The sequence below is a fragment of the Paucibacter sp. Y2R2-4 genome, assembly GCF_025717535.1.
Lineage (GTDB): Bacteria > Pseudomonadota > Gammaproteobacteria > Burkholderiales > Burkholderiaceae_C > Paucibacter_A.
The window spans coordinates 153,607-178,720 of the sequence record NZ_JAJIRO010000005.1 but is presented as its reverse complement, the minus strand read 5'-3'; the positions used below and the strand labels follow the sequence as shown (position 1 = coordinate 178,720).

The following is a 25,114-nucleotide window of genomic DNA, read 5'->3' as shown; positions in this document are numbered from 1 at the left end:
CCCCGGCGCCCCTTGCTTCATGCACCGCACCATCTTCACCACGCCCGTCGTCAACACCTTGCTGCGCGCCGGCTCGATCGCCTTCCTCAAATGGAAGGGCTGGACCATCGAAGGCAATCTGCCGGCCCAACAGCACAAATGCGTGCTGATCGCCGCACCCCACACCAGCAACTGGGACCTGCCCTACACCTTGATGGTGGCCTTCTCTTTGCGGCTGACGCCGTATTGGATGGGCAAGAGCCAGATCTTCCGCTTCCCCTTCGGCGGCATCATGCGCTGGCTGGGCGGTATCTCGGTGAATCGCGATCAGTCGACCAATCTGGTGGCCGCCTCCGCCGCGGCCCTGGTGGAGGCGGACGGTGCGGTGCAACTGATCGTGCCCCCCGAAGGCACGCGCAGCAAGACCCGCTATTGGAAGACCGGCTTTTACTGGATCGCCCACACCGCCAAGGTGCCCATCGTGATGGCGTATATGGACTACGAGCGAAAGCTCAGCGGACTCGGCCCCGAGTTCATCCCCAGCGGCGATATCGAAGCCGATATGGTCAAAATCAAAGCCTATTACGCGCAGTTCAAAGGCAAGAACTGGCAACAGTTTGACCACCAATGAGTGAAGCTTCGAACACCAGCGACACGGCTGCCAAGCCTTTCAAATCGAAAGACCCGCTGCACGGCCTAACGCTGGAAGCCATCGTCACCGCTCTGGTCGATTATTTCGGCTGGGAAGAATTGGGGCATCAGATCGAAATCCGCTGCTTTGTCATCGACCCCAGCATTGCCTCGAGCCTGAAGTTCCTGCGCAAAACGCCTTGGGCACGCACCAAGGTGGAGAGTCTGTACCTGTTTATGCTGCGGGAGCAGCAGCGCCAACCACGGCCCTGATCCAAAACAGCCGAGAAAAAAACAAAACGCGACCCGAGGGTCGCGTTTTTCGTAGGAAGCAGAACCGAATCAGCGCGGCTTGGGTTCCGGCATCTCGATCTTCAATTCCAGCACATCCATATCGCCCACATGCTGGATGTCGACGTTGATGTCCTTGGGGTCGATCTCCATGTATTTGGAGATCACCACCAGCAACTCGTTCTTCAGTTGCGGCAGCCAATCGGCCTTGGGCGCGCGACCATTGCGCTCATGCGCCAAGATCAGTTGCAGGCGCTCTTTGGCCACGCTGGCCGTGCTCTTTTTCTCGCCGAGAAAATAACTCAAAAATCCCATGGCAAAGCCCTCCTCACTTGCCGCCGAACAGGCGCTTGAACAGGCTGGGCTTGATGGCCTCAATAAAGCGCATCGGGCGCTCTTCACCCAGGAAACGGCGGATCACGTCTTTGTAGGCTTCCGACACATCGGTGCCTTGCATATGAATCGCCGGTGAGCCCTGGTTGGAGGCTTGCAACACCACTTCCGATTCTGGAATCACACCGATCAGCGGCGTGCGCAGAATCTCGTGGATGTCTTCCAGCGAGAGCATATGGCCGCCTTCAACCCGGTTCGGGTTGTAGCGGGTGATTAAGAGGTGCTCTTTGATCGGCTCTTTGCCTTCGATGGCGCGCTTGGTCTTGCTATTGAGCATGCCCAAGATGCGATCGGAGTCGCGCACCGAGGAGACTTCAGGGTTCGTCACCACGATGGCTTCGTCGGCGAAGTGCATGGCCATCAAGGCGCCGGTTTCGATACCGGCCGGCGAGTCGCAAACGATGAACTCGAAGTCCATGGCCTTGAGCTCTTCCAGCACGCGCTCCACACCTTCAACCGAGAGCGCATCCTTGTCGCGGGTTTGCGAAGCGGCCAAGACAAACAGCTTGTCGAGTTGCTTGTCCTTGATCAGGGCCTGGCTGAGCTTGGCTTCGTCGTTGATCACATTGATCAGGTCATAAACCACGCGGCGTTCGCAACCCATGATGAGGTCGAGGTTGCGCAGGCCGACGTCAAAGTCGATCACGCAGGTCTTGTGCCCGCGCAAAGCCAAGCCGGTTGCAAAGCTGGCGCTGGTGGTGGTCTTGCCCACGCCGCCCTTGCCGGAGGTCACCACGACGATCTTGGTCATCGAATCAAGCCTTTCAAACTATTTTTTCAAACGGGCGGATGCATCCCATGCATCCCGCCCACGATTCAACACATCATTCAAATTCAGAAGTTCAGCGCTTCCATCACCAGCTTCTCGCCTTCCAAGCGGATCTGCGCCGGCTTGCCCAACACGGTCTCGGGCAGCGGGTTCTCGGTGGTGCGGTAAGTACCTGCAATGGCAATCAACTCGGCCTCCATGCAGGTGGCAAAAATGCGCGCCTCGGTATTGCCCTTGGCGCCTGCAATCGCCTTGCCACGCAGCGGTGCGTAGACATGAATGCTGCCGTCGGCAATCACTTCAGCGCCATGGTTGACCAAGGCAAGAACCACCAAGTCGCCGCCCTTGGCGTAGACCTGTTGGCCCGAGCGCAAGGGCTTGTCGATGATCAGGGTGCGCGCCGAGCCTTCAAGCGGCACGGGCACTTCCACCCGCACTTCTTTGATCACTTCGCGAACGACTTCGACCACGACTTCTTTGGCACCAGCTGCGGCCTCGCTTGCCGCCATTTCTTTGCGGGGTTGAGCCGGGGCATCGCTGGCCGGAGCTTCGGCCAAGCCCAAGGCCATGGCCTGAGCCAACTCAGCAGCACTGGCCCCCACCACCGCCACCGGCTGCATGCGGAACTGTCGCAGCAAGGCCACCAAAGGCGCTAGCTCAACATCGGCAGCCGCGACCTGGTCGTCCAAGCTCAGCTGCGCCTGGCCTTCGGACTCAGGCGCCAGCGGGGCGCGGGTCAAGTGGCTGAGGTCGATCAACAATGGGTCGTGATTGAAAACGTCGGGCGTGTCACCCAGACGCTCCTTCAGCGCCGCCTCCAGCAATGCCAGGTCACTCGACCGCAGGACCAAGGAGAGCAGGCTCAATGAGGCGCTCTTCAACTCGAATACCTCGGCCGACTTTTGCGCCGTCCTCCCCACTTGTGCCTGAGCCATTGCTTGCTGTTCTTGTGCAAAAAACACGATTTTAGCCCGGCCCATGAAAGGCCTCGCTAGGCATTGCCCCCAAGCCGGGCGTCCGACACTGCTCGAGTTTTGAGCAGACCAGCAAAGAACCAGTCGGCTCAAGCACTTAGACAGACTTTGCCAAGGCCACTCACATGGATATCCACAGCCAATGTGGAAAAAAACGTGCGCCGCAGCCCCTCGTCCAGCGATTTTTTTTGTGACAGATTCCTATAGACGCTTGACTTATCCCCACATCAGGATTTACGCGAGCCCATTGCGACAGCGCTTTGTTGCCTATGCCCAAGATCGGGGCAAGCGCGCTAAGTCATTGATTCATATAGAAAGCAAGGAAGTGCATCGAAATGAGGCAAGCCAAGCCCAAGGGCCGAATTTCAAGGGTTTAGCGCGACTCGCCAGCCCTTGTCCACAAAGTTATCCACAGATAAGGTGGATAGGCTTTGAAGGCTTTTGAAATCAGCCACTTAGCGCCGAAGCCTCAAGCAAAAATGAGCATTCGCCGCTAAGTTGGACGGATTCAGAAAGCAATCCAACACAACACCGGAATGAGGCCTCACACGCTGCAGCGGTTACAGTGAAGGCAAATCCGCGCACCGCGGACCCCCAGCAGGAGCACGTCCTTGGCAACACCCAACTACTCATACGAAAAACGCCAACGTGAATTGGCCAAGAAGCGCAAGACCGAAGAAAAGCGCATGCGTAAGGCCAATAAGGGGGACGGCGAGGCCCAGCCCGGTGAAGAGGGTGAAGGCACAGAAGCCGGTGCAAACCCTGAAGAAACACCCAGCTCCGACAGTACGCCACCCGCGGCCGCCTGAGCCATTCCGGGCGGCTTCAGCCCGCCCCGCAGCGACGCCCTCTGCCGTGCGCCTCAGCCCGGCTGCGAGCGCTGCCCCTAAAATGTCGGGCTGCTCGGCGCTGCTGCCAGGCCCACAAAGAACATCATGACCCGCAAGCTCTTCGTCACCACCGCACTGCCCTACGCCAACGCCAACTTCCACATTGGCCACATCATGGAATACACCCAGGCTGACGTCTGGGTTCGCTTCCAGCGTATGCGCGGCCAAGAGGTGCACTTTGTTTGCGCGGACGACGCCCACGGCGCGCCCATCATGATCGCCGCCGAAAAAGCCGGCATCACGCCGCAGCAATTCGTGGCCAATATCGCCGCCGGTCGCAAGTCCTATCTCGACGGCTTTCACATCAGCTTCGACAACTGGCACTCCACTGACGGGCCCGAGAACCATGAGCTCAGCCAGGACGTTTACCGTGCCCTGCGCAGCAATGAGTTGATCGGTGTGAAGACCATCGAGCAGTTCTTCGACCCCGAAAAGTCCATGTTCCTGCCGGACCGCTTCATCAAGGGCGAATGCCCCAAGTGTGGCGCCAAGGATCAATACGGCGACTCTTGCGAGGTCTGCGGCGCGGTCTACACGCCTACCGACCTGAAGAACCCCTTCTCCGTCTTGACCGGCGCCACGCCGGTGATGAAGAGCTCGGAGCATTACTTCTTCAAGCTCAGCGATCCCCGCTGCATCGCCTTCCTCGAAGAATGGACGCAGACCCCCGGCCGCTTGCAGCCCGAGGTTTTCAACAAGATCAAGGAATGGTTTGCCAAAGACGAAGAAGGCAATGGCGGCCTGGGCGACTGGGACATCAGCCGCGATGCGCCCTACTTCGGCATCGAGATTCCCGATGCACCGGGCAAGTACTTCTACGTCTGGCTGGATGCGCCGATTGGCTACCTGGCCTCACTGAAGAACTACTTCAACAAGACCGGCCGCGACTTTGACGCCTTCTTCGCCGACGAGTCGGTCGAGCAGGTGCATTTCATCGGCAAAGACATCACCTATTTCCACACCCTGTTCTGGCCCGCCATGCTGCACTTCAGCGGCCGCAAGACGCCGGATCATGTGTTCGTGCACGGCTTCATGACCGTCAACAACGGCGAGAAGATGAGCAAGAGCCGTGGCACCGGCCTCGACCCGATGAAGTACCTGGGCCTGGGCCTGAACGCTGAATGGCTGCGTTACTACATTGCCGCCAAGCTCAATGCCAAGGTGGAAGACATTGACTTCAACCCTGAGGACTTTGTCGCCCGCATCAACAGCGATCTGGTCGGCAAGTACATCAATATCGCTTCGCGTGCCGCAGGCTTTTTGAGCAAGCGCTTTGACGGCCATCTGTCGGGCGATCTGGGCGTGGAAGGTCGCAGCTTGCTGGACGCGTTGCGCGCCCAGGCCGAAGTGATTGCCGAGTTATACGAAGAACGCGAGTTCGGCAAGGCCTTGCGCGAGACCATGCTGCTGGCGGACAAGGTCAACGAATATGTGGACCAAAACAAGCCTTGGGAGCTGGCCAAGAAAGAAGGCATGGAAGCGGTGCTGCACGATGTGTGCAGCGTTTGCATCGAAGCCTTCCGCCTGCTGACCATTTATCTGAAGCCGGTGCTGCCGGCCCTGGCCGCCAAGGTCGAGACCTTCTTGCGCGTGGAGCCGCTGCAGTTTGCTGACGCCGCTCGCGCCATGGGCCCCCACCAGATCGGCGCTTATGAGCACTTGATGCAGCGCGTCGACGCCATGATGGTCGAGGCCCTGTTCGAAGCGCCACCCGCGCCCAAGGTCGTGCCCGGCGGCGAAGACATCGCCCCCGAGATCAAGATCGATGACTTCAGCAAGGTCGATCTGCGCATTGCCAAGATCGTCAAGGCCGAGCATGTGGAAGGTTCCGACAAGCTGCTGCGCCTGACCTTGGACGCTGGCGAAGGTCGCTTGCGCAATGTCTTCAGCGGCATCAAAAGCGCCTACCAACCCGAACAGTTGGAAGGCAAGCTGACCGTGATGGTGGCCAATCTGGCGCCACGCAAAATGAAGTTCGGCATCAGCGAAGGCATGGTCCTGGCCGCCAGCCACGCTGACGAGAAAACCAATCCCGGCATCTTTGTGCTGGAGCCCTTCCCCGGCGCGCAGCCCGGCATGCGGGTGCGCTAAGGCTTGCGAGTGAGGGGCAGGCAAGACCTGACCCTCAAGCATCAAAAAAGTACGGGCCACCTGATGAGTTAGATCAGGGTGGCCCGTATTGCTTTGGGCAGCAGCAGGCGCAAAATCAAGGGCAATGACGCACTTCCACCCTTTCCGCCCGCGCGCCTTGTCCTTGCTCAAGGACTACTCCCGAGCACGCTTTATCGCGGATATCGGCGCAGGATTGACGGTCGGCATCGTGGCCCTGCCACTGGCCATTGCCTTTGCCATCGCTAGTGGCGTCAAACCGGAGCAGGGCATCTTCACCGCCATCATTGCCGGCTTCTTGATCTCGCTCTTGGGCGGGTCGAATGTGCAGATCGGCGGGCCCGCCGGTGCCTTCATCGTCATCATTTACGGCATCAACCAGCGCTACGGCCTGCCCAATTTATTGATCGCCACCATCTTGGCGGGCGGCCTTTTGTTCCTCATGGGCCTGTTGCGCCTGGGCGCCTTGGTGCGCTACATCCCGGTCAGCATCGTGATCGGCTTCACCAATGGCATCGCGGTTCTGATCGGCTTGTCGCAGCTGAAGGACTTTCTGGGTCTAAAGATTGCCGACATGCCGGCCGACTTTTTCGGCCAGGTGGCGGTGTTGAGCCAACACTGGCGCGAGATCTCACCTGCGGCACTGCTCATCGGCTCCGCCTGTGTGGCCATCGTGCTGCTCTGGCCCAAGACCTATGCAATGCAAAGAGGCAGCCACGACCTGAAGACCCAGATGAAACGCTGGATGTCGCAATTGCCGGGCACGGTGATCGCCTTGGTGGGCGCCACCGTCGCCTGCTATGCCTTCAAGCTGCCGGTAGAGACCATTGGCAGCCGCTTTGGCGGCATTCCCCAGGGCCTGCCCAGCTTTGCCTTGCCAGCGCTGAGTTGGGACACGGCCCGCCTGCTGGTGATTCCGACCCTGACGATTGCGCTCTTGGGGGCGATTGAGTCGCTGCTTTGCGCCCGTGTGGCGGACAACCTGACCGAGTTGCCGCGCCACGACCCCAACCAAGAGTTGATGGCCCAAGGTGTTGCCAATATCGTGACGCCGTTCTTCGGCGGCATCCCGGCTACCGGCACCATCGCACGCACCGTCACCAATGTGCGCGCCGGCGGCAGCAGCCCGGTAGCCGGCATGGTGCACGCGCTGAGCCTGCTGCTGATCGTGCTGGTGGCGGCCCCCTTGGCGGTGCACATCCCCCTGGCGGCTCTGGCCGGCATCTTGCTGGTCGTGGCCTGGAATATGGGCGAATGGCATGAATTCGCACGGCTGCGCCATTTCAGCCTGCCCTACCGCACCATTTTGTTGGGCACTTTTGTACTCACCGTGGTGTTCGACCTGACGGTGGCGGTCGAAGTGGGTCTGATCCTGGCCTGCGTCTTTTTCATCTACCGCATGAGCACTTTGTTCCGGGTGGAGCCGGTGGCCTTGCCTGGCTTGGCGGCCGACACCCAAGTGATGCGCTTGTACGGCTCGCTTTTCTTTGGCGCGGTCGGCAAGGTCGAAGGGCTAGCCGAACAAGTGAAGCCGCCCTGCCGCGTCTTGGTGCTGGACACCGAGAAGCTGATCTCCATTGATACCTCAGGACTTGACGCCTTGCAGCAGTTGCAACGCACCCTGCAGCGACAAGGCCAAGCGCTGGTGCTTTGCGGCCTGAATCCACAGCCGGCCAGCTTGATTCAACGCGGCGGTTTGGCCGATGCCTTGGGGCCTGAGGGCATTCAGCCCGATCTCAGCACTTGGCTGCGTCAAAGCCAAGCCTCCGCACTGTAAAATCCCTTCCTTTCACGCCACACCACCCAAAGCCATGCCACTGTTCTGGAAGCCTTACAAGTCCGAAGCCAGCAGCTTCATCGATGAGCTCAAGGCCAAGAAGCCGACGCTGGAACAAGAGCAGCGCCAAGGCCGCGAATTGCTGTGGGACAAGGCCGTGGACCGCGCTGCACAAGCCGACTTCCGCAGCGCTCGCGTGGCCCAGCAGCCCTACGTCTACCAGACCAAGGCCAAGTAAAGCTCGGGCTCTGCCTCGCCAGGCACCGCCATGACGCAGCCCTCGCATGAGCTGTCCGCTCAGCCGCACCCTGAGCATTTGCCCGCCAAGCAAGCAGCCGAAGCGCTGAGCGAAGATCTGCAACGCCTCCCTGACCCACCCGGCATGCCCGAGGTAGTGGACACGGTGGCGGTGGCGCGCCTGTACGGCGAGCCGCTGTTCCAGATGCCGCTGGACCTCTACATCCCGCCGGATGCGCTGGAGGTCTTTCTCGAAGCCTTCCAAGGCCCGCTGGACCTGCTGCTCTACCTGATTCGGCGGCAGAACTTCAACATCCTCGACATTCCGCTGGCCGACGTCACCCGTCAGTACCTCAGCTACGTCGATCAGCTGCGCAAACACAATCTGGAGCTGGCCAGCGAATACCTGCTGATGGCGGCGATGCTGATCGAGATCAAGTCGCGCATGCTCTTGCCGCCGAAGAAGACCGAGGACGGCGCAGAGCCCGAAGATCCGCGTGCCGAATTGGTGAGGCGCTTGTTGGAGTACGAACAGATCAAGCTCGCCGCCGCGCGGCTGGATGCCTTGCCGGTGGCGGGGCGCGACTTCTTGCGCGCCCAGGTCCATATCGAACAGTCGCTACAGCCGCGCTTCCCCGATGTGGAGGCGATTGATCTGCGCGACGCCTGGCTGGATATCTTGCGCCGCGCCAAGCTGAACCAGCATCACAAAATCAGCCGCGAGCATTTGTCGGTGCGCGAGCACATGAGCATCGTGCTGCGCCGGCTGCAAGGCCAGCGTTTCTTGGAATTCGAACATCTGTTCGATGTCAGCCGTGGCCAGGCGGTCTTGGTGGTGACCTTTATCGCCATGCTGGAGCTGGCGCGTGAGCGCCTGCTGGAGATCACGCAGGCCGAGGCTTTCGCGCCCATCTACGTGCGGCTGGCCTACACGTCGCAGGCCTGAGCCAGTCAGCCGACTCGCCCTCACCTCAGGGCTGAGCGACCCGCCAGGTCGAGAAATGCGCATCTGGCTGTCGCTGCACCATCTGGCCCACGGCCAAGACGGCCTGAGTGCGCGAGCCCACGCCCAGCGCCTTCAAGACGGCGGCCACATGGTCCTTGATGGTTTCCACCGAAACCCCCAACTCCCGCGCAATGATCTTGTTCGGTTTGCCCTGCAAGAGCAGCGCCAGCACATCGGTCTGGCGCGGCGTCAGAGCCAAACTTTCAAGCCCTGTGGAGGACTGGTAGTTGGAAGCTAAAGCCTGCTGCTGAATCTGCTGCAGCTTGGCGTTAGCCACGGCCGCCTTGCTCGGCGGTGGGCTGGCCTCTGGCCCAAGGTTCATGGGCGGCACATAAATGCCGCCCGCCATCACCAACTTCAGCGCCTGCGACAAGAGCTCGGTGCCGGCCCGCTTGGGCACGAAGCCCATCGCGCCTTGATCAATGGCGCGGATCACATCGCTGGCCCGGTCCGAGGCCGAGATCACCACCACCGGCAAGGCCGGATAGGCCGCGCGGAACTCATCCAGCACTTCGAAGCCACTGGCGTCGCCCAGTTGCAGATCAAGCAAGACCAGATCAAAACCCTCATGGGCGCTCAGCGCGGCGCGCGCAGCCGCAGCGCTTTCTGCGCCCACCACCTGCACGCTCTCCTCCAGGCTCTCAATGACCGACTGCAAAGCCGACAAGATCAGCGGGTGATCATCAATCAGCAAGACCTTCATGCCAGTCCCCTTTTTTCTGTAAATTTCAAAGCCGAAACTGCGATCAGCGTCAGCAGATTTCAATCTGGCAGATGATAGGCCAGTCGGCTCACTCACAGGGCCGTTGAAGTGGCCCTCAAGCCCGCCAATTCCAGCGCAGCTCGCCGGGCAATAGTCATCAAGTTCATTCGCGCGGCGCATCCAGCCAAACACCCAGCTCTTGCCACTGACTCAAATCTCGCTCTACGCGGCTCGGCGCCACATCCCAAATGGTCAAGCCGCGCGCAGCCAGTTGCACATAGTTCTGGGTGTCGCGCAACAAGGCCAGCACCGGCACGCCCAGCTCGGGCAGAAAGCCTTGCAGCTGTTGCATCGACAAGGTGCCGTCCTTGACTCGCATGCCCACAATGCCCAGCTCAGGCCCAGCGTCGGCGCGAAGGTTCTGTTCACGAAAGTCATTCAGCTTGCGCACGAAATCAAAGGTCGCTTGGATGTCGAACAAACTCGGCTGCAGCGGGATGACAATCCGGTCGGCCAATTTGTAGAGCGACTTCAGCGACTTGCCGCTCAGTCCTGCGGGCGTATCAATGACCACATGGCTGACGCCTTTGGGCGGCTTGACGGTCTTTTCATCGTCAAAGTCCCAGCCCTGAATCGCGGGCAATTCGGCCGGGCGCTGGCCCAGCCAACGGCGCGAGGACTGTTGCTTGTCGGCGTCGCCGAGCATGACCTTGTGACCGCGCCGGGCCAGAAAACCCGCGATATTGGTCGCTACCGTACTTTTGCCGACCCCACCTTTGGGGTTGGCGACCAGAATGACGGGCATGTCTGCTCCTTGCTTCTATCCATTCAACACGCAATCGTAGCCGCCACCACGCCCACCGACCATGACAGCACCGAAGATTCTGATCCTGCTGGCCCACCCCGAGCTCGCGCATTCGCGCGTGGCCAGTGCGCTGCAGGCCGCGGCTGAAGGCCTGAACTCGCCTTCTATCGAATGCCGAGACCTCTACCGCCTCTACCCCGACTACAGCATCGACATCGCCGCCGAACAAGCCGCCTTGACCGAGGCGCAGTTGCTGGTCTGGCTGCATCCGCTGCATTGGTACGGCATGCCGGCCCTGCTCAAGCTCTGGCTGGATGAGGTCTTGCAGTTCGGCTGGGCTTACGGCCCAGGCGGCAATGCCCTGCAAGGCAAGGACTTGTGGCTGGTCAGCTCCAGCGGTGGCGCCGAGCAAGACTACAGCCCCAGCGGCCACCATCAGCATGCGGTAGCCGACTTCTTGTTGCCGCAAGCTCAGACCGCTCGCCTTTGCGGCATGCGCTTCATGCCGCCGCTGATCTTGCATGGAGCGCACCGCGTGGACGACGCTCAATTGCAGCAGCACAGCCTGCGCTTCGCACAGCAGCTCTTGAACTATCCGCATTGGTGCGAGGGCTTTGACACAGCGCTAGCCCCGCCGCCCGTGCCGCGGGACGAACGGCCCGAATCCTCAGTCAAGGAGCTGCCACGATGAGCACTGAGAGTTCTTGGCTGCATTTGCCGCTGGTGCTCTTGGGCGCCGCCGTCATCGCCGTACCGCTGGCACGCTGGGCGCGGCTGGGCTCCGTCCTGGGCTATTTGATCGCCGGCGTCTTGGTCGGCCCCAGCGTCTTGGGCTTGGTCAGCGCCCCCTCCACCATTCTGGAGGTCGCCGAGTTCGGCGTCGTCTTGATGATGTTCTTGGTAGGCCTGGAGTTGGAACCCAGCCGACTGTGGGCGCTGCGCCGCCCGATCTTCGGCTGGGGCTCGCTGCAATTGCTGGGCTGCACCGCGCTCTTGATGGCGCTGGGCTTGGCCCTGGGCTGGCCCTGGCCGATGACCTTGGTCTTGAGCCTAGGGCTGGCCATGTCATCCACGGCGGTGGCTTTGGCCGTGCTGGCCGAGCGCAATTTGGGGCGCACCACCGCAGGCCAAAGCATCTTGAGCGTGGCCTTGCTGCAAGACATTGCCGCCATTCCCGTCTTGGCCTTGGTGCCCATCATGGCCATGCAAGGCGCGAGCGCCGTGGACCTGCCGGCCAGCTCTGGCAGCAGCGGCACTCAAGCCTTGAAAGCCGTGCTGGCCATTGTGAGCATCGTGTTGGGCGGGCGGCTGCTGCTGCGTCCGGCGCTGCGCTGGATCGCTAACAGCCGAACCCCCGAGATCTTCACTGCAGCCTCGCTGCTGCTGGTACTGAGCACGGCGGCCTTGATGCACAGTGTCGGCTTGTCCATGGCGCTCGGGGCCTTTTTGGCCGGCGTGCTCTTGGCCGAGAGCGAATACCGGCGCGAGCTGGAAACCGATCTCGAGCCCTTCAAGGGCCTGCTGCTGGGTCTGTTCTTCATCGCCGTCGGCATGGGTCTGGACTTGTCGGTCTTGGCCGAACAGCCGCTTTTGGTCTTGAGCCTGCTGGCTGCCTTGCTGCTGTGCAAAGGCTTGCTGCTGAGCTTGATGGCGGGCTGGATGAAGATTCCAGTGCTGGAACGGCCGGTGTTTGTGATCCTGCTGGCGCAAGGCGGGGAATTCGGCTTTGTGGTGTTTCAGCTGGCGCAGCAAGCCAATCTGATCAGCGCGGCGCAAAACTCAGCCTTGGTGGCGGCGGTGGCGCTGTCACTCGCCTGCACACCGGCCCTACTCTTGTTGGCCGACCGCTTGCTGCTGCCCAAGCTGGCGCGCAAGACCGTGCCGGGCGGTGAACAAGCCGCGCCAGAGCCAGCGCCGACCTTGATCGCGGGCTTTGGGCGCTACGGGCAGATTGTGGGTCGCTTGCTGTATGCCAACGGTTTCCAAGCCACGGTGCTGGACCATGATGCCGAGGCGGTGGAGTCGCTGCGCAAATTCGGCTGGCGGGTGTTTTTTGGCGACGCCACGCGGCTCGATCTCTTGCGCACTGCCGGCGCCGAGCACGCCCAGATACTGGTGATTGCGGTAGACGATGTGGCGCAAAGCCTGGCGATTGCCGCCTTGGCCCGCGAGCATTTCCCTCATTTGCAAGTGGTGGCCCGGGCCCGCAATGTGCGTCACTACCTGCAGCTGCGTGCACTCGGCGTCACGCTGATCGAGCGCGAGACCCTGGATGCGGCCCTGATGAGCGGCCGCACGACTTTAGAGTTGCTCGGTTTACAGCCGCATGCCGCCCGTCAACTGGCTTGGCGCTTCAGGCGCCACAACGTCGAGCAGTTGGAGCAGATGGTGCCGCTGCAACAAGACGCCAAGGCCTTGATCGCCGCGGCCAAAGAAGCACGCCAGCAGTTGGAGGAATTGTTCGCCCAAGAGCGCGAACAGGCCAAAGCACAGCGCCAGCAGCGTGCCGATAGACCTTGGGCCCGCCCGGAAGAGCACTAAAGGCGACAATGGCTCATGTTTGCTCCATCCCAACTCGAGGTGCGTCGCTTTTTCTGCGCCACCTACCAAAAGCTGCAAGCCGGCCTGCCACTGATCCCTATGGAGGTGATTGCGGCCGACTGGATCGCCCAGCATCCGGAATACCACGCCGAACTGGCCGATGAAGAAGCGGCGCTAGCTGCCGTCTACAGCGTGGAAGAGGGGCGCACCAACCCTTTTTTGCATCTATCCATGCACCTGACCATCAGCGAGCAGCAGTCGATTGACCAGCCGCACGGCATTCGTCAGGCGATTGAATTGCTGGCCGCCAAGCGCAACTCCTTGCACGAGGCTCACCACGCCGCCATGGATAGCTTGGGCGAGATGATCTGGACCTCACAGCGCAGCGGTCTGCCGCCGGATGGCCACGCCTATCTGGACAGCGTTCGGCAAAAAGCCACGCGATAAAAAGCCCCTGAGCAGCGACAGGTGTCGCCGGGCAGGGGCTGTATCCGTTGGAGGATGAGCGTCAGGCCTGTACCGAGCCGCCCAGCGTCTTGCGCTCGTTCTTGCCGAGCGAGGAATACAGGCCGGTGTTTTCGCCGGGCATCAAAACATCAATGGCGCGATCCAGCGCGGCGGTGGCACGCGCCAGCGACTCGCGCTGAGCTGCCACTCGGCCGCCAGCCAAAGCCAGGCGGTGGCGCAGATTCGGGGGCACGGCGCCGCTGCGAGCGGCTTCACTGAAGCTGACAATGGCCTGGGCCAGCGATTGGTGCAGCTTGGCTGCGTATTGCTCAATCGCCTGAGTGTCGCGACGCAGCAGTGCATCGCCCAACAGATTCAAGCAGCTCTCCACTTCCAGCAGGGGCTGTTCCAGTTGCTGACTGACCGCAGCAGCATTCGGGTCTGAGGAAGGCAAAGCTTGCATGACTATCCCCGCCATCAGGCGTTGAGAGCGCGTCCATCATGACGCGCTGGAATACAAAAACGAAAACACCCGGTCGGTGACCATGGCCCGAGGCCATCTGCCACGTTGCGCCTTAATGAGGCGTCATGCGACTGAGCATTTCCTGAGCATTTGCAATCAGCTTGTCGGCAATCACATTGGCATTGACGGTGAACTTGCCGTCCGCAATGGCCTGCGAGATGCGCTCGACCTTGGCGGAATCAAAGCTACCGTCTTCCGAGACGCCCGACAAAAGCTTGGCATTGCTTGACAACTCCAGCTTGGCACTGGCTTCCGGCGCCGACTTGGCGCCGACGGATGCCGTGCCAGCTTGCGCTGTGCCAGCAGTGGCCCGTCCCGTTTGAGCAGCGGAGGCTTTATCCGCCCCCAGCGCTGCCGACGAAACTTCATGGCTGTTACCGATCTTCATGGTGTTCTCCATAGATTTGGGACAGGCCCAAACCTTTCCAGGTTTTCCGGTGTATCGACGCAGGGCATGAAAACTTTAGAACTTTCGACAAAAAGACTTCCCATGGCCATGGCTGCGAAGCCAGGGCGCATCATTTTTCCGAGCATCAAAGGCTGTGAGCGGAGCGCTTTCATAGCAGCACCTCCACCTGTCGATCACCGACTACCCGACCGGTCACAATCCGGCCGCTCTCAAATCGAACCTTGACGTTCTGTCCTTCCAAACCCACCGCCATGGCTTGCCCTTCCCGTGCCACAGAATAGCCGGGACCTGCGGCCCGCACCATTACCGTGTCACCCGCAGCAAACCACTGACGAGCCTTCAAGCTGCCGCTACGCACGGCCTCGCCCGCCCCCAAGGGTCGGACCAAGGTGCGTCCAGTCAGGCTGGCGGCATCGGTAAACACCGCGCCCGCTTCGGCAGCTATGTCTATTTCGGCCGTCCCAAGCAGAGCTTGAGTCAGCTGGGTCCCGGCTGCCAGGGCATCGTTGGCCACCAGCGCCTTGGCGTACACCTTGACCGTGACAGGCAGGCTCACATTCCAGCGCACCGGCCCTTGGGCACAACGCAGTCCGATGCGGGTGCGACCCCACATTTGCAAGCCGGGCGGTAAATAGGGTTGCACCACGGCGCAGGGCGCCAGTTTCAAGCGAGGGTCCAAGACGCCCACCTGAACCTCAACGCGTGCCTGGGCCGGCAAACCGCCCCGGGCTCCCGCTTGAGCCACTTGCTGAACCTGAGAAAGCAAATCTGCGCTCAGCGTCTGAGCTTCTAGCTGCACTGGCGGCTGCGCCCAAGCCTGAAGCACCGTCAGGCCAGACAAAACCAGCCCCGCGACCACGCAACGGCCAACACGGCCGGCGCGGAGCACTGGAGGGCGGGCTTGCATCATGGACGGAGGGCGAATCTGAAACATGGCCGAACTGTAGGCCTCAAGACCGGCAGTCCTCGGCTGGAAATGCGCAACAAAGCCCTGTCTATTCCCGCTAATGTTTTCGACAGCGCGAAAACACAATCCGGTCACATCGCCTATTCCCCATTCGGCACTGATCCAGAGCCAAGGAATAGACAGCCTGACCCGGCAGCGAAAAGGGGAACACATCATGCTGAACCGACTCACCGATGCCTTGAATTTCCAGACCCAAGCGCTTGCCTTGCGGTCCGAGCGGCAGCGTTTGCTGGCCAGCAATATTGCCAATGCCGATACCCCGGGCTACCAGGCCCGAGATATGGATTTCTCTCGTGCCTTGCGTGAAGCCACGTCGGCCAGCAGCGCTGGATACGCTGGCAACACGGGCTCGCCCGGTACCGCGGGCGCCAGCGCTGGCCCCAGCAATCTGGCGCGCACCCAAAGCGGCCACTTGGCGCTGTCAATCGGCAGCCGCCGTGAATCGGAGCTGTTGTTCTCGACCGCCGCACAAACCAATATGGACAGCAACTCGGTGGACATGGACCGCGAGCGCGCCAGCTTTGCGGACAACTCGGTGAAGTACGAAGCCACCTTGCGCTTCATCAACGGCTCGGTTCGCACCGCGATGGATGCGATGAAGTCGCACAACGCGGCGTGATGCGCGGCTTGATGCATGGCCTGATCGCCCCACCCTGACAAGACCCAAGCACCCAGCGCCCGGCCAAGGAGTTAACCATGTCCATGTTCCAAATTTTCAATGTCTCTGGCAGCGCGGTCAGTGCGCAAAGCCAGCGTCTGAACGTCGTGGCCAGCAATCTGGCGAATGCCGACACCGTCGCCGGCCCGGACGGCCAAGCCTACAAAGCGCGGCAAGTGGTGTTCCAAACTGCCTTGATGGGCGCGGGCAACGACATCGGCAGCGCCGGTGTGAAGGTCAGCGAGATCAGCGAGGACCAAACGCCCGGCCGCCGTGTGCATGACCCCAAACACCCCAAGGCCGACGCCGAAGGCTATGTGACCTACAGCAATGTCAATTCGGTCGAGGAGATGGTCAACATGATTTCGGCCTCGCGTTCCTACCAAAACAATATTGAAGTGATGAGCACCGCCAAGAACCTGCTGCTCAAAACCCTGCAAATGGGTCAGTCCTGAGGGCTTTGGCCTCCTCCTGCCCTCCCTCGACCCGATTGACCCGAAAGGCCCATCATGGACGTCAGCACCATCGTCAAGACACCGACTGCGACCCCGCAGCAAAGCACCAAAAATGCGGCCGACACGCAGGATCGCTTCCTCAAGCTGCTGGTGGCGCAGATGAAGAATCAAGATCCAATGAATCCGATGGACAACGCCCAGGTGACCAGCCAGATGGCGCAGATCCAGACGGTCAGCGGCGTCAGCACCTTGGACACCAGCATCAAGAATCTGTCCAGCCAGTTCACCCAGATGCAGGCGCTGCAAAGCGTCTCGCTGGTGGGGCGCCCCGTCACCGTGGAGGGCAACAAGCTCAATATGGTGGGCGGCGTGGGCGAAGGCGGCTACACCATCGACTCGGCGGCCGACCAAGTCAAGCTGGAGGTGCTGAACGGCGCTGGCGGCATCGTGGACACGGTGCAACTGGGTGCCCAAAGCAAGGGTCGCCAAACCTTCAAGTGGGAAGGCGGCAAAGAAACCCCGGACGCCAAGTACCAATTCCGTATCACCGCAAGCAAAGGCACGAGCACCATCCCCAGCACACCCTTCTCCATGGACAAGGTCCTGGCCGTCAACACCGGAGGCACGCATTTGCAACTGCAATTGAAGAACGCCGGCTTGGTGGACTACGGCGCCGTCAAGACGATTGACTGATCGATTGACTGATCAATAAATAGACGATTGAGCGCGGCCCTCCCCGCCGCCCTCCTCCAGTAGCTTCGCAAGGATTCACCATGAGCTTCCAACAAGGCCTTTCCGGTTTGAACGGTGCCAGCCGCAATCTCGACGTGATCGGCAACAATATTGCCAACGCCAGCACCTACGGCTCCAAAGCCTCTCGCGCCGAATTCAAAGATGTGTACGCCGGCTCGCTGAATGGCGCCGGCAGCAGCCCGGTTGGCATCGGCACCGCGCTTTCTGCCGTGGCCCAGCAATTCACCCAGGGCAATATCACCACCACTGAAAGTCCTATGGACTTGGCCATCAACGGCGGCGGATTCTTTCAAGTCAGCGACGGTGTCAACCCGGTGATGTACAGCCGTAACGGCCAGTTCAAGCTGAGCAAAGATGGCTATGTGGTCAACAACGACCAGCTCAAGCTGCTGGGCTATCCGGCTGACGCCTCGGGCGTCATTCAACCGGGTTTGGCGCAACCGATGAAGCTACCCACCTCGGGTATTGCGCCCAAGACCACCGGCGTCATCGTCACCGAGTTCAATCTGGATTCACGCTCAAAGACCACCGCGCCGGGCGGCACCGGTACCGGCATCGATCTGAAGAGCCCAGCAACCTACAACAACGCGACCTCCTTGACCGCTTATGACGCCAAGGGTCAAGACGTCGCCGTCACCTTTTATTTCCAAAAGAGCGACCCTGCGGCCGACGGCAGCACCACCTGGAACGTCTACGCCACAGCCAATGGTGCCAACTTCACCACGGACTCATCGGGGGCCGCGATCGCCACCGATGCTGCCGGCAACCCGACCACCCCTTACACCACCATCACCTTCCCCCGCAATGGCGGCAAGGCGACCAGCCCCACGGCTCCCATCAATATGGATGTCCCGGCCGGCGTCAACTCTCGCGGAGCGGCTACGCTGGACATTCCCGGCATTCAGCTGAATCTGACCGGCGCCACTGAAAACGGTTCCAGCTTTGCCGTCACCAACCTGACCCAAGACGGTTACGCGCCGGGCCAGTTATCCGGCATTCTGATCGAGAACACCGGCATCGTGATGGCGCGTTACTCGAACGGCCAGTCCAAACCCGCCGGCCGCATTGAATTGGCCAGCTTCCGCAACCCGCAAGGCCTGCAGCCGATGGGCGGCAATGTTTGGTCGCGCACCTTCGGCTCCGGCGAGCCGGTGGTGGGCGTACCCGGCGACGGCAACCTGGGCTCGCTGCAATCGGGCGCATTGGAAGAATCTAACGTGGACCTGACCGCCGAGTTGGTCAATATGGTGACGGCGCAACGCGCCTATCAGGCCAGCGCGCAGACCATCAAAACGCAAGACCAGGTGCTGCAGACCATCGTCAACCTGCGTTGATGACACAAGCCGCGCACTGAGCAGGAGTTGCCATGGACCGCATGATTTACCTCTCGATGGCCGGGGCCAAGGCCGCGATGCAGCGTCAGGACGTTCTGGCCAACAATTTGGCCAATGTCTCGACCAATGGCTTTCGCGAGGAATTGCAAGCGTTTCGAGCCGTGCCCGTCAATGGCAGCGGCGCCAGCACGCGGGTCTACTCCCTGGAAACCACCACCGGCTACAACCCGGATGGCGGCGCGCTGACTGCCACCGGCCGCAGCCTGGACGTGGCCATGAAAGACAAGGCCTGGCTGGCAGTACAAGCGCTCGACGGTACCGAGGCCTACACGCGCGCCGGCGCCATCGACGTCAATGCCGAAGGCCTGCTGGTGCTGCGCAATGGCTTGCAGGTGTTGGGCGATGGCGGTCCGATCAATGTGCCGCAGAACAGCGAGCTTTCCATCGGCAGCGACGGCACCATCAGCGCCAAAGACAGTCGAGGTACCACCACCACGGTCGGCCGACTCAAGATGGTGACGCCCGAAGCACCGCTGACGCGCGGCACCGATGGTCTGTTCCGCGCCGGTGAAGGCGAACAGCTGCCCGCTGATGCGAATGCCCGTTTACAAGACGGCGCCTTGGAAGGCTCCAACGTCAGCGCGGTCGCCACCATGGTCAGCATGATCGCGGCCGGCCGCCAGTTCGAACAACAAATGAAGTTGCTGCAAATCGCTCAAACCCAGGGCCAGCAATCAGCCAAGCTGCTGGGCAACAGCTAAAGCGACCAACCGAGGACCGCCGCCATGATGCGATCACTGCATATCTCCAAAACGGGCATGGAAGCCCAGCAAACCCAGCTGGACACCATTTCGAACAATCTGGCCAATGTCTCCACCAATGGCTACAAGCGCTCGCATGCGATTTTTGAAGATTTGATCTATCAAAACCTGCGCCAAAGCGGAGGCAACACCACCGAGCAGACGCAGATGCCCACCGGCCTGCAGCTCGGCCTGGGTGTGCGCCCTGTCGCCACTGCGCGAATTTACAGCCAGGGCAATCTGCAGCAGACCACCAACAACCTGGACATGGCCGTCAAAGGCAATGGTTTCTTCCAGGTGCAAATGCCGGACGGCACCACCGCCTACACCCGTGACGGGTCCTTCCAGCTCGACAACGCTGGTCAGATCGTCACCAGCAACGGCTACACCGTGCTGCCCGGCATCACCGTGCCCGCCAATGCACAGAGCTTGACGGTCGGCAATGACGGCACGGTCAGCATCACCGTACCCGGCTCAGCGGTGCCCCAAACCCTCGGCCAGGTTCAGTTGGCGAACTTCATCAATCCGGCCGGTCTGGACCCCAAGGGCCAGAACCTCTTTGCAGAAACCGGCGCGTCCGGCACGCCCGCTACCGGCGCGCCCACCACCAATGGTTTGGGCGCCATCCAGCAAGGCTATGTGGAAACCTCCAACGTCAATGTGGTGGAGGAGCTGGTGGCCATGATCCAAACCCAGCGCGCTTACGAAATGAACTCGAAAGCGATCCAGACCTCGGATCAGATGCTGCAAAAGCTCTCGCAGATTTGATAAAGGGCTTCTTCATGACACACGCACACGCCCTTCGGCAAAGCCTTCTGGCGGCCACCCTCCCCGCGTTGCTCAGCGCCTGCGGCACGCTTTACCGCGAGCCCCAGGTCGAAATGCAGCCGCCGCCGGTGGTGCATTTGCCCTCGCTGCCGGTGATGCCGCCCAGCAATGGCGCCATCTACCAAGCGGCCAGCTACCGCCCTTTGTTCGAAGATCACCGTGCACGCTTGGTGGGCGACACCCTGGTGGTGCAGATCGTCGAAAAAATCAGCGCCAGCCAAACGTCCACCAGCGAGTTGAACAAAAGCGGCTCACTGAGCGGCTCGGTCAGCGCCATTCCCTTTGTGAGCCCCGCGGCCTTTGCGCGCGCTACGGCTACCGGCAGCTCCGCGACCAAGTCCACCGGCAAAGGCACCAACGAGAACTCGAATGACTTCTCCGGAACCATCACCGCCGTGGTCACCGCCGTTCTGCCCAATGGCCACCTGATGATCAGCGGCGAAAAGCAGATCGGCGTGAACCACAACGTCGACGTGCTGCGCTTTTCGGGCCAGGTCGACCCCCACATGATCACCCAGGGCAATACCGTGGCCTCGGCCTCGGTGGCCAATGTCCGGATTGAACAAAAGGGTCGCGGCGCCACTGCCGATGCCCATGGAATAGGCTGGTTGTCACGGTTCTTTTTGAACCTTTCGCCGACTTAAGTTTGCGCAGAATCGGTCGTAGAAGTCCCCCTTCACGACCATCATGCAAACCACCTCCACACCCAAGCCCCGCGCCGCTCTCCGCCTGACCCTCTCGCTGGTCTGCGCCCTGTTCGGCTTGCTGGGCCTGGCGCAAAGCGCCCAAGCCGCCCGCATCAAGGAAGTGGCCGCCGTGCAAGGCGTGCGCAGCAATGCGCTGACCGGCTACGGTTTGATCGTCGGCCTGGACGGCACCGGGGACCAAACCACTCAATCTCCCTTCACCGGCCAGAGCTTGGCTGCCATGCTGCAGCAGTTCGGCGTGACGCTGCCGCCCGGCGTCACCATGCAACCCAAGAACGTGGCCGCAGTGATGGTGACCACTCAGCTGCCCGCCTTTGCACAGCCGGGCCAGCAACTCGACATCAATGTGGCCTCCATCGGCAATGCCAAGAGCTTGCGCGGCGGCACCCTGATCACCACCCCGCTGCGCGGCGCCGATGGCCAGGTCTATGCCATGGCCCAAGGCAATCTGATCGTGGCCGGGGCCGGCGCTTCCGCCGGCGGCTCCAAGGTTCAGGTCAATCACCTGTCCGCCGGACGGATTCCCGGCGGGGCCTTGGTCGAGCGCAGCGTGGTCACACCGCTGCAAAGCGGTGAATTCATCCAGCTCGACCTGAACTCGGCCGACTTCAACACCGCGCGCGCTGTCGCTCAGGCCATCAATCGCGCCAAGGGCACCGGCGTTGCCCAGGCCCTGGATGGCCGCGTGGTGCGGGTACGCGCCCCCATCGACCCCAATGAGCGGGTCAACTTTCTGGCCGATATGGAAAACCTGGCCTTCGATATGGCCGAACCCGCCGCTCGCATCATCATCAACGCTCGCACCGGCTCGGTGGTGCTGAACCAAGCCGTGACCTTGGCCGCCTGCGCGGTGGCGCACGGCAATCTGTCCGTCACCATCACCTCGACGCCGCAGGTCAGCCAGCCCAACGCGATGGCAGGTGGACAGACCACGGTCACCGAAAAGACCGACATCTCGATCAAACAGGACCCCGGCAACCTGATCCAACTGCCGGCCGGAGCCAAGCTGGCCGATGTGGTGAAGGCCCTCAATTCACTGGGTGCAACGCCGCAAGACTTGCTGGCTATTTTGCAGGCGATGAAAAGCGCCGGCGCCTTGAACGCCGAGCTTGAGGTGATTTGACATGGCTGTATCCCCACTCCCCATCAACCCAGGCGGCCCCAGCAGCCTGGGCAGCAACTCGAACCGCGGCTTTAGCGTTGGCAATGCCAGCAATGCCAGCAACGGCGGCAATTTGAATGTGGACATGCGCTCAATCGAAGCGCTCAAAGGCGCGGCCGCGCGCGACCCCAAGTCCAGCATTCGCGAAACCGCCAAGCAGTTTGAATCTCTCTTCATGCAAGAAGTGATGAAGAGCATGCGCGCCTCCACCATGGCCACCGGCATGATGGACAACTCGGCCACGCAAATGGGCACAGAGATGCTGGACACGCAGTTCGCCGGCAAGATGAGCGGCCTGCCCGGCGGCTTGTCCGACGCCATCCAGCGCCAACTGCAGCGTCAGATGGGAATTCAAGACAAGGCCAGCGACAAGACGCTGCAGCCCCTGCCCGCTTTGGCCAAAAAGGGCGTGGCGCCGCATGTACAAAGCTTCATCCAAAAGCATGACAGCGCGGCCAAAGCCGCCGAAGCGCAAACCGGCATTCCAGCCAGCTTCATGCTGGCCCAGGCCGCCCATGAATCGGGCTGGGGCAAGCGTGAGATCACCGGTGCAGGCGGCACGCCGTCCTTCAATGTCTTTGGTATCAAGGCCACGTCCAGCTGGACGGGGCCGGTGGCCGAGGTACAAACCACCGAGTTCATCGACGGCAAGGCCCAGAAGGTCACCGCCAAGTTCCGCGCCTACGGCAGCTACGAAGAAGCCTTCAAGGACTATGCCAAGCTGATCGGCAGCAATGAGCGCTACAGCAAGGTGGTGGCCCAAGCCCAAAGCGGCAGCGCCGAAGGTTTCGCTCGCGGCCTGCAAAAAGCCGGCTATGCCACCGACCCCGAATACGCCGACAAACTGGCCCGCGTCATCAACACCACGGTGCGCGTACAGCGCGCCCTGGCTTGACGAATAGGGCCTAGGAGCACACCGCATGGGAGCCCTGCTTTCAATTGGCATCCGCGCCATGTTCGCCAATCAGGCGGCCTTGCAAGCGGTGGGCCAGAACATTGCCAACGCCAACACGCCGGGCTACTCGCGCCAATCTGTGGTATTGACCACGCCGGACGGCCAGTTCACCGGAGCCGGCTTCTTCGGCAAGGGCGTCAATGTGCAGACGGTGGAGCGCTCACACAACGAATTCCTGACCCGCCAAGCAGGCGCAACCAAATCGATCGCCAGCATGGACTCGACTCGCATGAGCCAGCTGTCGCAATTGGAGAAGCTCTTCCCCCCCGGAGAGACCGGCCTGGGCGCCGCCGCTGGGCAGTTTCTCAGCGCCATGGTGGACGTGACCAGCCGCCCCGCTGACCCCTCGGCCCGCCAGGTGGTAATGGGTCGAGCCACGGAGTTGGCCTCCCGCTTTTCCAGCGCCGGCCAGCAACTGGCGGACCTGCAATCCGGCGTGGTCAGCGACTTGAAGGCCAATATCGATGTGGTAAATCAGCTGAGCAAACAAATCGCATTTGCCAACGACCAGATCGCCCGCACCAATGGCACCGGCCACGAACCGAACGACTTGCTGGACCAGCGGGATCAGTTGGTTTCGAAACTGAGCGAATACATCCAGGTCACAACGCTCGCTGCGAACGACGGTACCTTGGGCGTCTTCATTGGTGGTGGACAGCGACTGGTGCTGGGTGCGCAAGCGCAGCAACTGGCCGTCACGCCCGACCCCTATGACGACCGCCGTGCCGCCCTCAGCATGGTCAACAGCAATGGCAACCTGACCCTGGACGAAAGCGTGCTGACGGGCGGCTCGCTGACCGCTCTCTTGCAATACCAAAACAAAGATCTGCAAGACGCCCGTAATCTGCTCGGTCAAATGGCATCGGCTTTGACTGCACGGGTCAATGATCAGCAAGCACTAGGCTTGGATCTGTCCAACCCGCCAGGCAAAGGTGTGCCCATCTTCGGCATCGGTGCGGCCCGCGCCCTGCCCGCTAATACCAATGCGCGCAACCCGGACGGCAGCTTCACCGCCGGCGTCAAAATCAGCATCAACAATGCCAGCCAGTTACAAGCCAGTGCCTACAAGCTAGAACCGGACCCTTCAGGTGCCGCCGGAGCCTATCAACTGACCCGGCTCAGTGACGGCAGCAAACGCACGGTATTTGACGGTGACTCGGTGGACGGTTTCAAGATCGACTTCACCTCGGCGGCGCCCGGCATCGGGGACTCCTTCATTCTGGAGCCCGTGGCGCAAGCAGCCATCGATATGAAGCGGGTGCTGGACTCCACCTCCGGCATCGCTGCGGCGTCACCGATGACCGCCACCACCAACATCGACAACAAAGGCTCGACCACGGTCAATTCGCTGTATGCGGTCAATGGCAAGCTTGACGTCAACCAAGCGCCAATGACCATCACCTTCGGCGACCCAGATCCCACCGATGCGGCCAAGGTGCAGTACACCTTGACCTTGGCAGACGGCTCCGTCCTGAACGGCACGTGGTCGGCCGGACAGCGCATTGGCAATGAACCCAATGCGGTACCCCCCATCGATCTCGGCTTCGAGTTGAGCCTGAACGGCGTGCCGCGCAAGAACGACACCATCCTGCTAGAAAAGACCAAGTTTCCGGCCACCAACAATGGCAATGCAAAAGCTTTCCTGAACATTCAGGGCGAAAAGTTTGTCGGTCAGCGCCTGCTGCCGGACGGCAGCTTGGCCGTCGGCTCAACCATCAACGAAGCCTATGCAGCGACCATGAGCGAGATTGGCTCTCGGGTTCAAGGCGCTACCTACCTTTCCAGCGTTTCGGTGGCGGTGGCAGCCGATGCGGAGTCCACCCGAGCCGGCCAGGCCGGCGTCAATATCGACGAGGAAGCCTCGCGACTGATGCAGTTCCAACAGGGTTACCAGGCCGCAGCCAAGGTGCTGCAAGCGGCTCAGTCGATGTTCGATGAGTTGATGCGCCTGACCCAGCGCTGAGTCTTCTTGAACTTCCCGCTGATTCGCACCGCGCCTCGCCACCCCATCG

At 61.3% G+C, this 25,114-nt stretch carries 28 protein-coding genes; 20 read left to right on the top strand and 8 right to left on the bottom strand.

The features are described from left to right. Window positions 1-19: 19 nt before the first annotated feature. Window positions 20-610, top strand: coding sequence for a 1-acyl-sn-glycerol-3-phosphate acyltransferase (locus tag LNV06_RS19230; protein ID WP_263539914.1), 591 nt, complete (start codon window positions 20-22; stop codon window positions 608-610). Beyond that, entirely contained in the window at window positions 607-882 is a 276-nt protein-coding gene (locus tag LNV06_RS19225) for a VF530 family protein (protein WP_263539913.1), read from the top strand. The genes LNV06_RS19230 and LNV06_RS19225 overlap by 4 nt, the downstream gene beginning before the upstream one ends. Before the next feature lie 69 nt (window positions 883-951). Here LNV06_RS19225 and minE read toward each other — a convergent pair whose 3' ends face one another. The 3 genes from minE to minC all read right to left on the bottom strand — a co-directional run bounded on the left by minE (window position 952) and on the right by minC (window position 2,997). Beyond that, window positions 952-1,215: a cell division topological specificity factor MinE gene (gene minE, locus LNV06_RS19220; RefSeq protein WP_263539912.1), complete on the bottom strand. Its 264-nt coding sequence runs from the start codon at window positions 1,213-1,215 to the stop codon at window positions 952-954. 13 nt (window positions 1,216-1,228) lie between these two features. Beyond that, a complete protein-coding gene (gene minD, locus LNV06_RS19215; RefSeq protein ID WP_263539911.1) occupies window positions 1,229-2,044 on the bottom strand; it encodes a septum site-determining protein MinD in 816 nt (271 codons plus the stop codon). 83 nt (window positions 2,045-2,127) lie between these two features. Next, on the bottom strand, window positions 2,128-2,997 hold the full coding sequence (gene minC, locus LNV06_RS19210; protein WP_263539910.1) for a septum site-determining protein MinC: 870 nt from the start codon (window positions 2,995-2,997) through the stop codon (window positions 2,128-2,130). A 650-nt stretch (window positions 2,998-3,647) separates the two neighbouring features. Between minC and LNV06_RS19205 the strand changes: the two genes are divergently transcribed. The 5 genes from LNV06_RS19205 (at window position 3,648) to LNV06_RS19185 (ending at window position 8,995) form a co-directional block, all read left to right on the top strand. After that, window positions 3,648-3,845 (top strand): hypothetical protein, encoded by a 198-nt coding sequence (locus tag LNV06_RS19205; RefSeq protein ID WP_263539909.1) that lies wholly within the window; start codon window positions 3,648-3,650, stop codon window positions 3,843-3,845. A 126-nt stretch (window positions 3,846-3,971) separates the two neighbouring features. Next, window positions 3,972-6,017, top strand: a complete 2,046-nt coding sequence (gene metG / locus LNV06_RS19200; RefSeq protein ID WP_263539908.1) for a methionine--tRNA ligase — start codon at window positions 3,972-3,974, stop codon at window positions 6,015-6,017. Between the two features lie 124 nt (window positions 6,018-6,141). Beyond that, the gene (locus tag LNV06_RS19195; protein WP_263539907.1) at window positions 6,142-7,812 is read left to right on the top strand and encodes a SulP family inorganic anion transporter; all 1,671 of its coding nucleotides are present in this window, start codon (window positions 6,142-6,144) and stop codon (window positions 7,810-7,812) included. A 34-nt stretch (window positions 7,813-7,846) separates the two neighbouring features. Next, window positions 7,847-8,050: a DUF3460 family protein gene (locus LNV06_RS19190; protein WP_263539906.1), complete on the top strand. Its 204-nt coding sequence runs from the start codon at window positions 7,847-7,849 to the stop codon at window positions 8,048-8,050. A gap of 30 nt (window positions 8,051-8,080) precedes the next feature. Then, a complete protein-coding gene (locus LNV06_RS19185; RefSeq protein WP_411970136.1) occupies window positions 8,081-8,995 on the top strand; it encodes a segregation and condensation protein A in 915 nt (304 codons plus the stop codon). Window positions 8,996-9,020: 25 nt separating this feature from the next. On the opposite strand, the gene LNV06_RS19180 is transcribed toward LNV06_RS19185, so the two are convergent. Together LNV06_RS19180 and LNV06_RS19175 are read right to left on the bottom strand one after the other, a co-directional pair. Next, a complete protein-coding gene (locus tag LNV06_RS19180; protein ID WP_263539905.1) occupies window positions 9,021-9,758 on the bottom strand; it encodes a response regulator in 738 nt (245 codons plus the stop codon). A gap of 163 nt (window positions 9,759-9,921) precedes the next feature. Then, entirely contained in the window at window positions 9,922-10,563 is a 642-nt protein-coding gene (locus tag LNV06_RS19175; protein WP_263539904.1) for a nucleotide-binding protein, read from the bottom strand. Window positions 10,564-10,624: 61 nt separating this feature from the next. On the opposite strand from LNV06_RS19175, the gene kefF reads away from it, so the two are divergent. From kefF to LNV06_RS19160, 3 genes are read left to right on the top strand one after another with little or no spacing between them, the layout of a single operon-like run. Beyond that, window positions 10,625-11,254 carry a glutathione-regulated potassium-efflux system oxidoreductase KefF gene (gene kefF / locus LNV06_RS19170; RefSeq protein WP_263539903.1) on the top strand — a complete coding sequence of 210 codons (630 nt, stop codon included), beginning with the start codon at window positions 10,625-10,627 and terminating at the stop codon, window positions 11,252-11,254. Beyond that, window positions 11,251-13,104, top strand: a complete 1,854-nt coding sequence (gene kefC, locus LNV06_RS19165) for a glutathione-regulated potassium-efflux system protein KefC (RefSeq protein ID WP_263539902.1) — start codon at window positions 11,251-11,253, stop codon at window positions 13,102-13,104. Before kefF ends, kefC begins: the two co-directional genes overlap by 4 nt. Before the next feature lie 15 nt (window positions 13,105-13,119). Continuing rightward, window positions 13,120-13,551, top strand: a complete 432-nt coding sequence (locus LNV06_RS19160) for a DUF1841 family protein (RefSeq protein ID WP_263539901.1) — start codon at window positions 13,120-13,122, stop codon at window positions 13,549-13,551. A 61-nt stretch (window positions 13,552-13,612) separates the two neighbouring features. On the opposite strand, the gene LNV06_RS19155 is transcribed toward LNV06_RS19160, so the two are convergent. The 3 genes from LNV06_RS19155 to flgA all read right to left on the bottom strand — a co-directional run bounded on the left by LNV06_RS19155 (window position 13,613) and on the right by flgA (window position 15,417). After that, window positions 13,613-14,014, bottom strand: a complete 402-nt coding sequence (locus tag LNV06_RS19155; RefSeq protein WP_263539900.1) for a hypothetical protein — start codon at window positions 14,012-14,014, stop codon at window positions 13,613-13,615. 112 nt (window positions 14,015-14,126) lie between these two features. After that, window positions 14,127-14,462 (bottom strand): flagellar biosynthesis anti-sigma factor FlgM, encoded by a 336-nt coding sequence (flgM, locus tag LNV06_RS19150; protein WP_263539899.1) that lies wholly within the window; start codon window positions 14,460-14,462, stop codon window positions 14,127-14,129. Window positions 14,463-14,631: 169 nt separating this feature from the next. Next, complete coding sequence (gene flgA / locus LNV06_RS19145; protein ID WP_263539898.1) at window positions 14,632-15,417, bottom strand: flagellar basal body P-ring formation chaperone FlgA; 786 nt, start codon at window positions 15,415-15,417, stop codon at window positions 14,632-14,634. Window positions 15,418-15,604: 187 nt separating this feature from the next. On the opposite strand from flgA, the gene flgB reads away from it, so the two are divergent. The 10 genes from flgB (at window position 15,605) to flgK (ending at window position 25,065) form a co-directional block, all read left to right on the top strand. Beyond that, on the top strand, window positions 15,605-16,069 hold the full coding sequence (gene flgB / locus LNV06_RS19140) for a flagellar basal body rod protein FlgB (protein ID WP_263539897.1): 465 nt from the start codon (window positions 15,605-15,607) through the stop codon (window positions 16,067-16,069). 77 nt (window positions 16,070-16,146) lie between these two features. Then, window positions 16,147-16,563 (top strand): flagellar basal body rod protein FlgC, encoded by a 417-nt coding sequence (flgC, locus tag LNV06_RS19135; RefSeq protein WP_263539896.1) that lies wholly within the window; start codon window positions 16,147-16,149, stop codon window positions 16,561-16,563. 54 nt (window positions 16,564-16,617) lie between these two features. After that, window positions 16,618-17,256, top strand: a complete 639-nt coding sequence (locus LNV06_RS19130) for a flagellar hook assembly protein FlgD (RefSeq protein ID WP_263539895.1) — start codon at window positions 16,618-16,620, stop codon at window positions 17,254-17,256. An 80-nt stretch (window positions 17,257-17,336) separates the two neighbouring features. Continuing rightward, window positions 17,337-18,650, top strand: coding sequence for a flagellar hook protein FlgE (gene flgE, locus LNV06_RS19125; RefSeq protein ID WP_263539894.1), 1,314 nt, complete (start codon window positions 17,337-17,339; stop codon window positions 18,648-18,650). A 32-nt stretch (window positions 18,651-18,682) separates the two neighbouring features. Continuing rightward, on the top strand, window positions 18,683-19,411 hold the full coding sequence (gene flgF, locus LNV06_RS19120) for a flagellar basal-body rod protein FlgF (RefSeq protein WP_263539893.1): 729 nt from the start codon (window positions 18,683-18,685) through the stop codon (window positions 19,409-19,411). Window positions 19,412-19,435: 24 nt separating this feature from the next. Continuing rightward, window positions 19,436-20,218 (top strand): flagellar basal-body rod protein FlgG, encoded by a 783-nt coding sequence (gene flgG / locus LNV06_RS19115; protein ID WP_263539892.1) that lies wholly within the window; start codon window positions 19,436-19,438, stop codon window positions 20,216-20,218. Window positions 20,219-20,232: 14 nt separating this feature from the next. Beyond that, complete coding sequence (locus LNV06_RS19110) at window positions 20,233-20,922, top strand: flagellar basal body L-ring protein FlgH (RefSeq protein ID WP_263539891.1); 690 nt, start codon at window positions 20,233-20,235, stop codon at window positions 20,920-20,922. Window positions 20,923-20,965: 43 nt separating this feature from the next. Then, window positions 20,966-22,108 carry a flagellar basal body P-ring protein FlgI gene (locus LNV06_RS19105; protein ID WP_263539890.1) on the top strand — a complete coding sequence of 381 codons (1,143 nt, stop codon included), beginning with the start codon at window positions 20,966-20,968 and terminating at the stop codon, window positions 22,106-22,108. A gap of 124 nt (window positions 22,109-22,232) precedes the next feature. After that, window positions 22,233-23,042, top strand: a complete 810-nt coding sequence (gene flgJ / locus LNV06_RS19100) for a flagellar assembly peptidoglycan hydrolase FlgJ (RefSeq protein ID WP_263540245.1) — start codon at window positions 22,233-22,235, stop codon at window positions 23,040-23,042. A gap of 25 nt (window positions 23,043-23,067) precedes the next feature. Further along, window positions 23,068-25,065: a flagellar hook-associated protein FlgK gene (flgK, locus tag LNV06_RS19095; RefSeq protein ID WP_263539889.1), complete on the top strand. Its 1,998-nt coding sequence runs from the start codon at window positions 23,068-23,070 to the stop codon at window positions 25,063-25,065. Window positions 25,066-25,114 lie beyond the last annotated feature (49 nt).

Bases quoted from the DNA above. Each gene is read 5' to 3' on its own strand.
- LNV06_RS19180 (WP_263539905.1), bottom strand. From the start codon at position 9,758: ATGAAGGTCTTGCTGATTGATGATCACCCGCTGATCTTGTCGGCTTTG.
- LNV06_RS19155 (WP_263539900.1), bottom strand. From the start codon at position 14,014: ATGCAAGCTTTGCCTTCCTCAGACCCGAATGCTGCTGCGGTCAGTCAG.
- flgB (WP_263539897.1), top strand. From the start codon at position 15,605: ATGCTGAACCGACTCACCGATGCCTTGAATTTCCAGACCCAAGCGCTT.
- LNV06_RS19130 (WP_263539895.1), top strand. From the start codon at position 16,618: ATGGACGTCAGCACCATCGTCAAGACACCGACTGCGACCCCGCAGCAA.
- LNV06_RS19110 (WP_263539891.1), top strand. From the start codon at position 20,233: ATGACACACGCACACGCCCTTCGGCAAAGCCTTCTGGCGGCCACCCTC.
- LNV06_RS19185 (WP_411970136.1), top strand. From the start codon at position 8,081: ATGACGCAGCCCTCGCATGAGCTGTCCGCTCAGCCGCACCCTGAGCAT.
- flgE (WP_263539894.1), top strand. From the start codon at position 17,337: ATGAGCTTCCAACAAGGCCTTTCCGGTTTGAACGGTGCCAGCCGCAAT.
- flgC (WP_263539896.1), top strand. From the start codon at position 16,147: ATGTCCATGTTCCAAATTTTCAATGTCTCTGGCAGCGCGGTCAGTGCG.
- LNV06_RS19225 (WP_263539913.1), top strand. From the start codon at position 607: ATGAGTGAAGCTTCGAACACCAGCGACACGGCTGCCAAGCCTTTCAAA.
- kefF (WP_263539903.1), top strand. From the start codon at position 10,625: ATGACAGCACCGAAGATTCTGATCCTGCTGGCCCACCCCGAGCTCGCG.
- LNV06_RS19175 (WP_263539904.1), bottom strand. From the start codon at position 10,563: ATGCCCGTCATTCTGGTCGCCAACCCCAAAGGTGGGGTCGGCAAAAGT.
- LNV06_RS19230 (WP_263539914.1), top strand. From the start codon at position 20: ATGCACCGCACCATCTTCACCACGCCCGTCGTCAACACCTTGCTGCGC.
- LNV06_RS19195 (WP_263539907.1), top strand. From the start codon at position 6,142: ATGACGCACTTCCACCCTTTCCGCCCGCGCGCCTTGTCCTTGCTCAAG.
- flgG (WP_263539892.1), top strand. From the start codon at position 19,436: ATGATGCGATCACTGCATATCTCCAAAACGGGCATGGAAGCCCAGCAA.
- flgJ (WP_263540245.1), top strand. From the start codon at position 22,233: ATGCGCTCAATCGAAGCGCTCAAAGGCGCGGCCGCGCGCGACCCCAAG.
- LNV06_RS19160 (WP_263539901.1), top strand. From the start codon at position 13,120: ATGTTTGCTCCATCCCAACTCGAGGTGCGTCGCTTTTTCTGCGCCACC.
- LNV06_RS19190 (WP_263539906.1), top strand. From the start codon at position 7,847: ATGCCACTGTTCTGGAAGCCTTACAAGTCCGAAGCCAGCAGCTTCATC.
- minC (WP_263539910.1), bottom strand. From the start codon at position 2,997: ATGGCTCAGGCACAAGTGGGGAGGACGGCGCAAAAGTCGGCCGAGGTA.
- flgK (WP_263539889.1), top strand. From the start codon at position 23,068: ATGGGAGCCCTGCTTTCAATTGGCATCCGCGCCATGTTCGCCAATCAG.
- flgF (WP_263539893.1), top strand. From the start codon at position 18,683: ATGGACCGCATGATTTACCTCTCGATGGCCGGGGCCAAGGCCGCGATG.
- flgA (WP_263539898.1), bottom strand. From the start codon at position 15,417: ATGTTTCAGATTCGCCCTCCGTCCATGATGCAAGCCCGCCCTCCAGTG.
- metG (WP_263539908.1), top strand. From the start codon at position 3,972: ATGACCCGCAAGCTCTTCGTCACCACCGCACTGCCCTACGCCAACGCC.
- minE (WP_263539912.1), bottom strand. From the start codon at position 1,215: ATGGGATTTTTGAGTTATTTTCTCGGCGAGAAAAAGAGCACGGCCAGC.
- flgM (WP_263539899.1), bottom strand. From the start codon at position 14,462: ATGAAGATCGGTAACAGCCATGAAGTTTCGTCGGCAGCGCTGGGGGCG.
- kefC (WP_263539902.1), top strand. From the start codon at position 11,251: ATGAGCACTGAGAGTTCTTGGCTGCATTTGCCGCTGGTGCTCTTGGGC.
- LNV06_RS19105 (WP_263539890.1), top strand. From the start codon at position 20,966: ATGCAAACCACCTCCACACCCAAGCCCCGCGCCGCTCTCCGCCTGACC.
- minD (WP_263539911.1), bottom strand. From the start codon at position 2,044: ATGACCAAGATCGTCGTGGTGACCTCCGGCAAGGGCGGCGTGGGCAAG.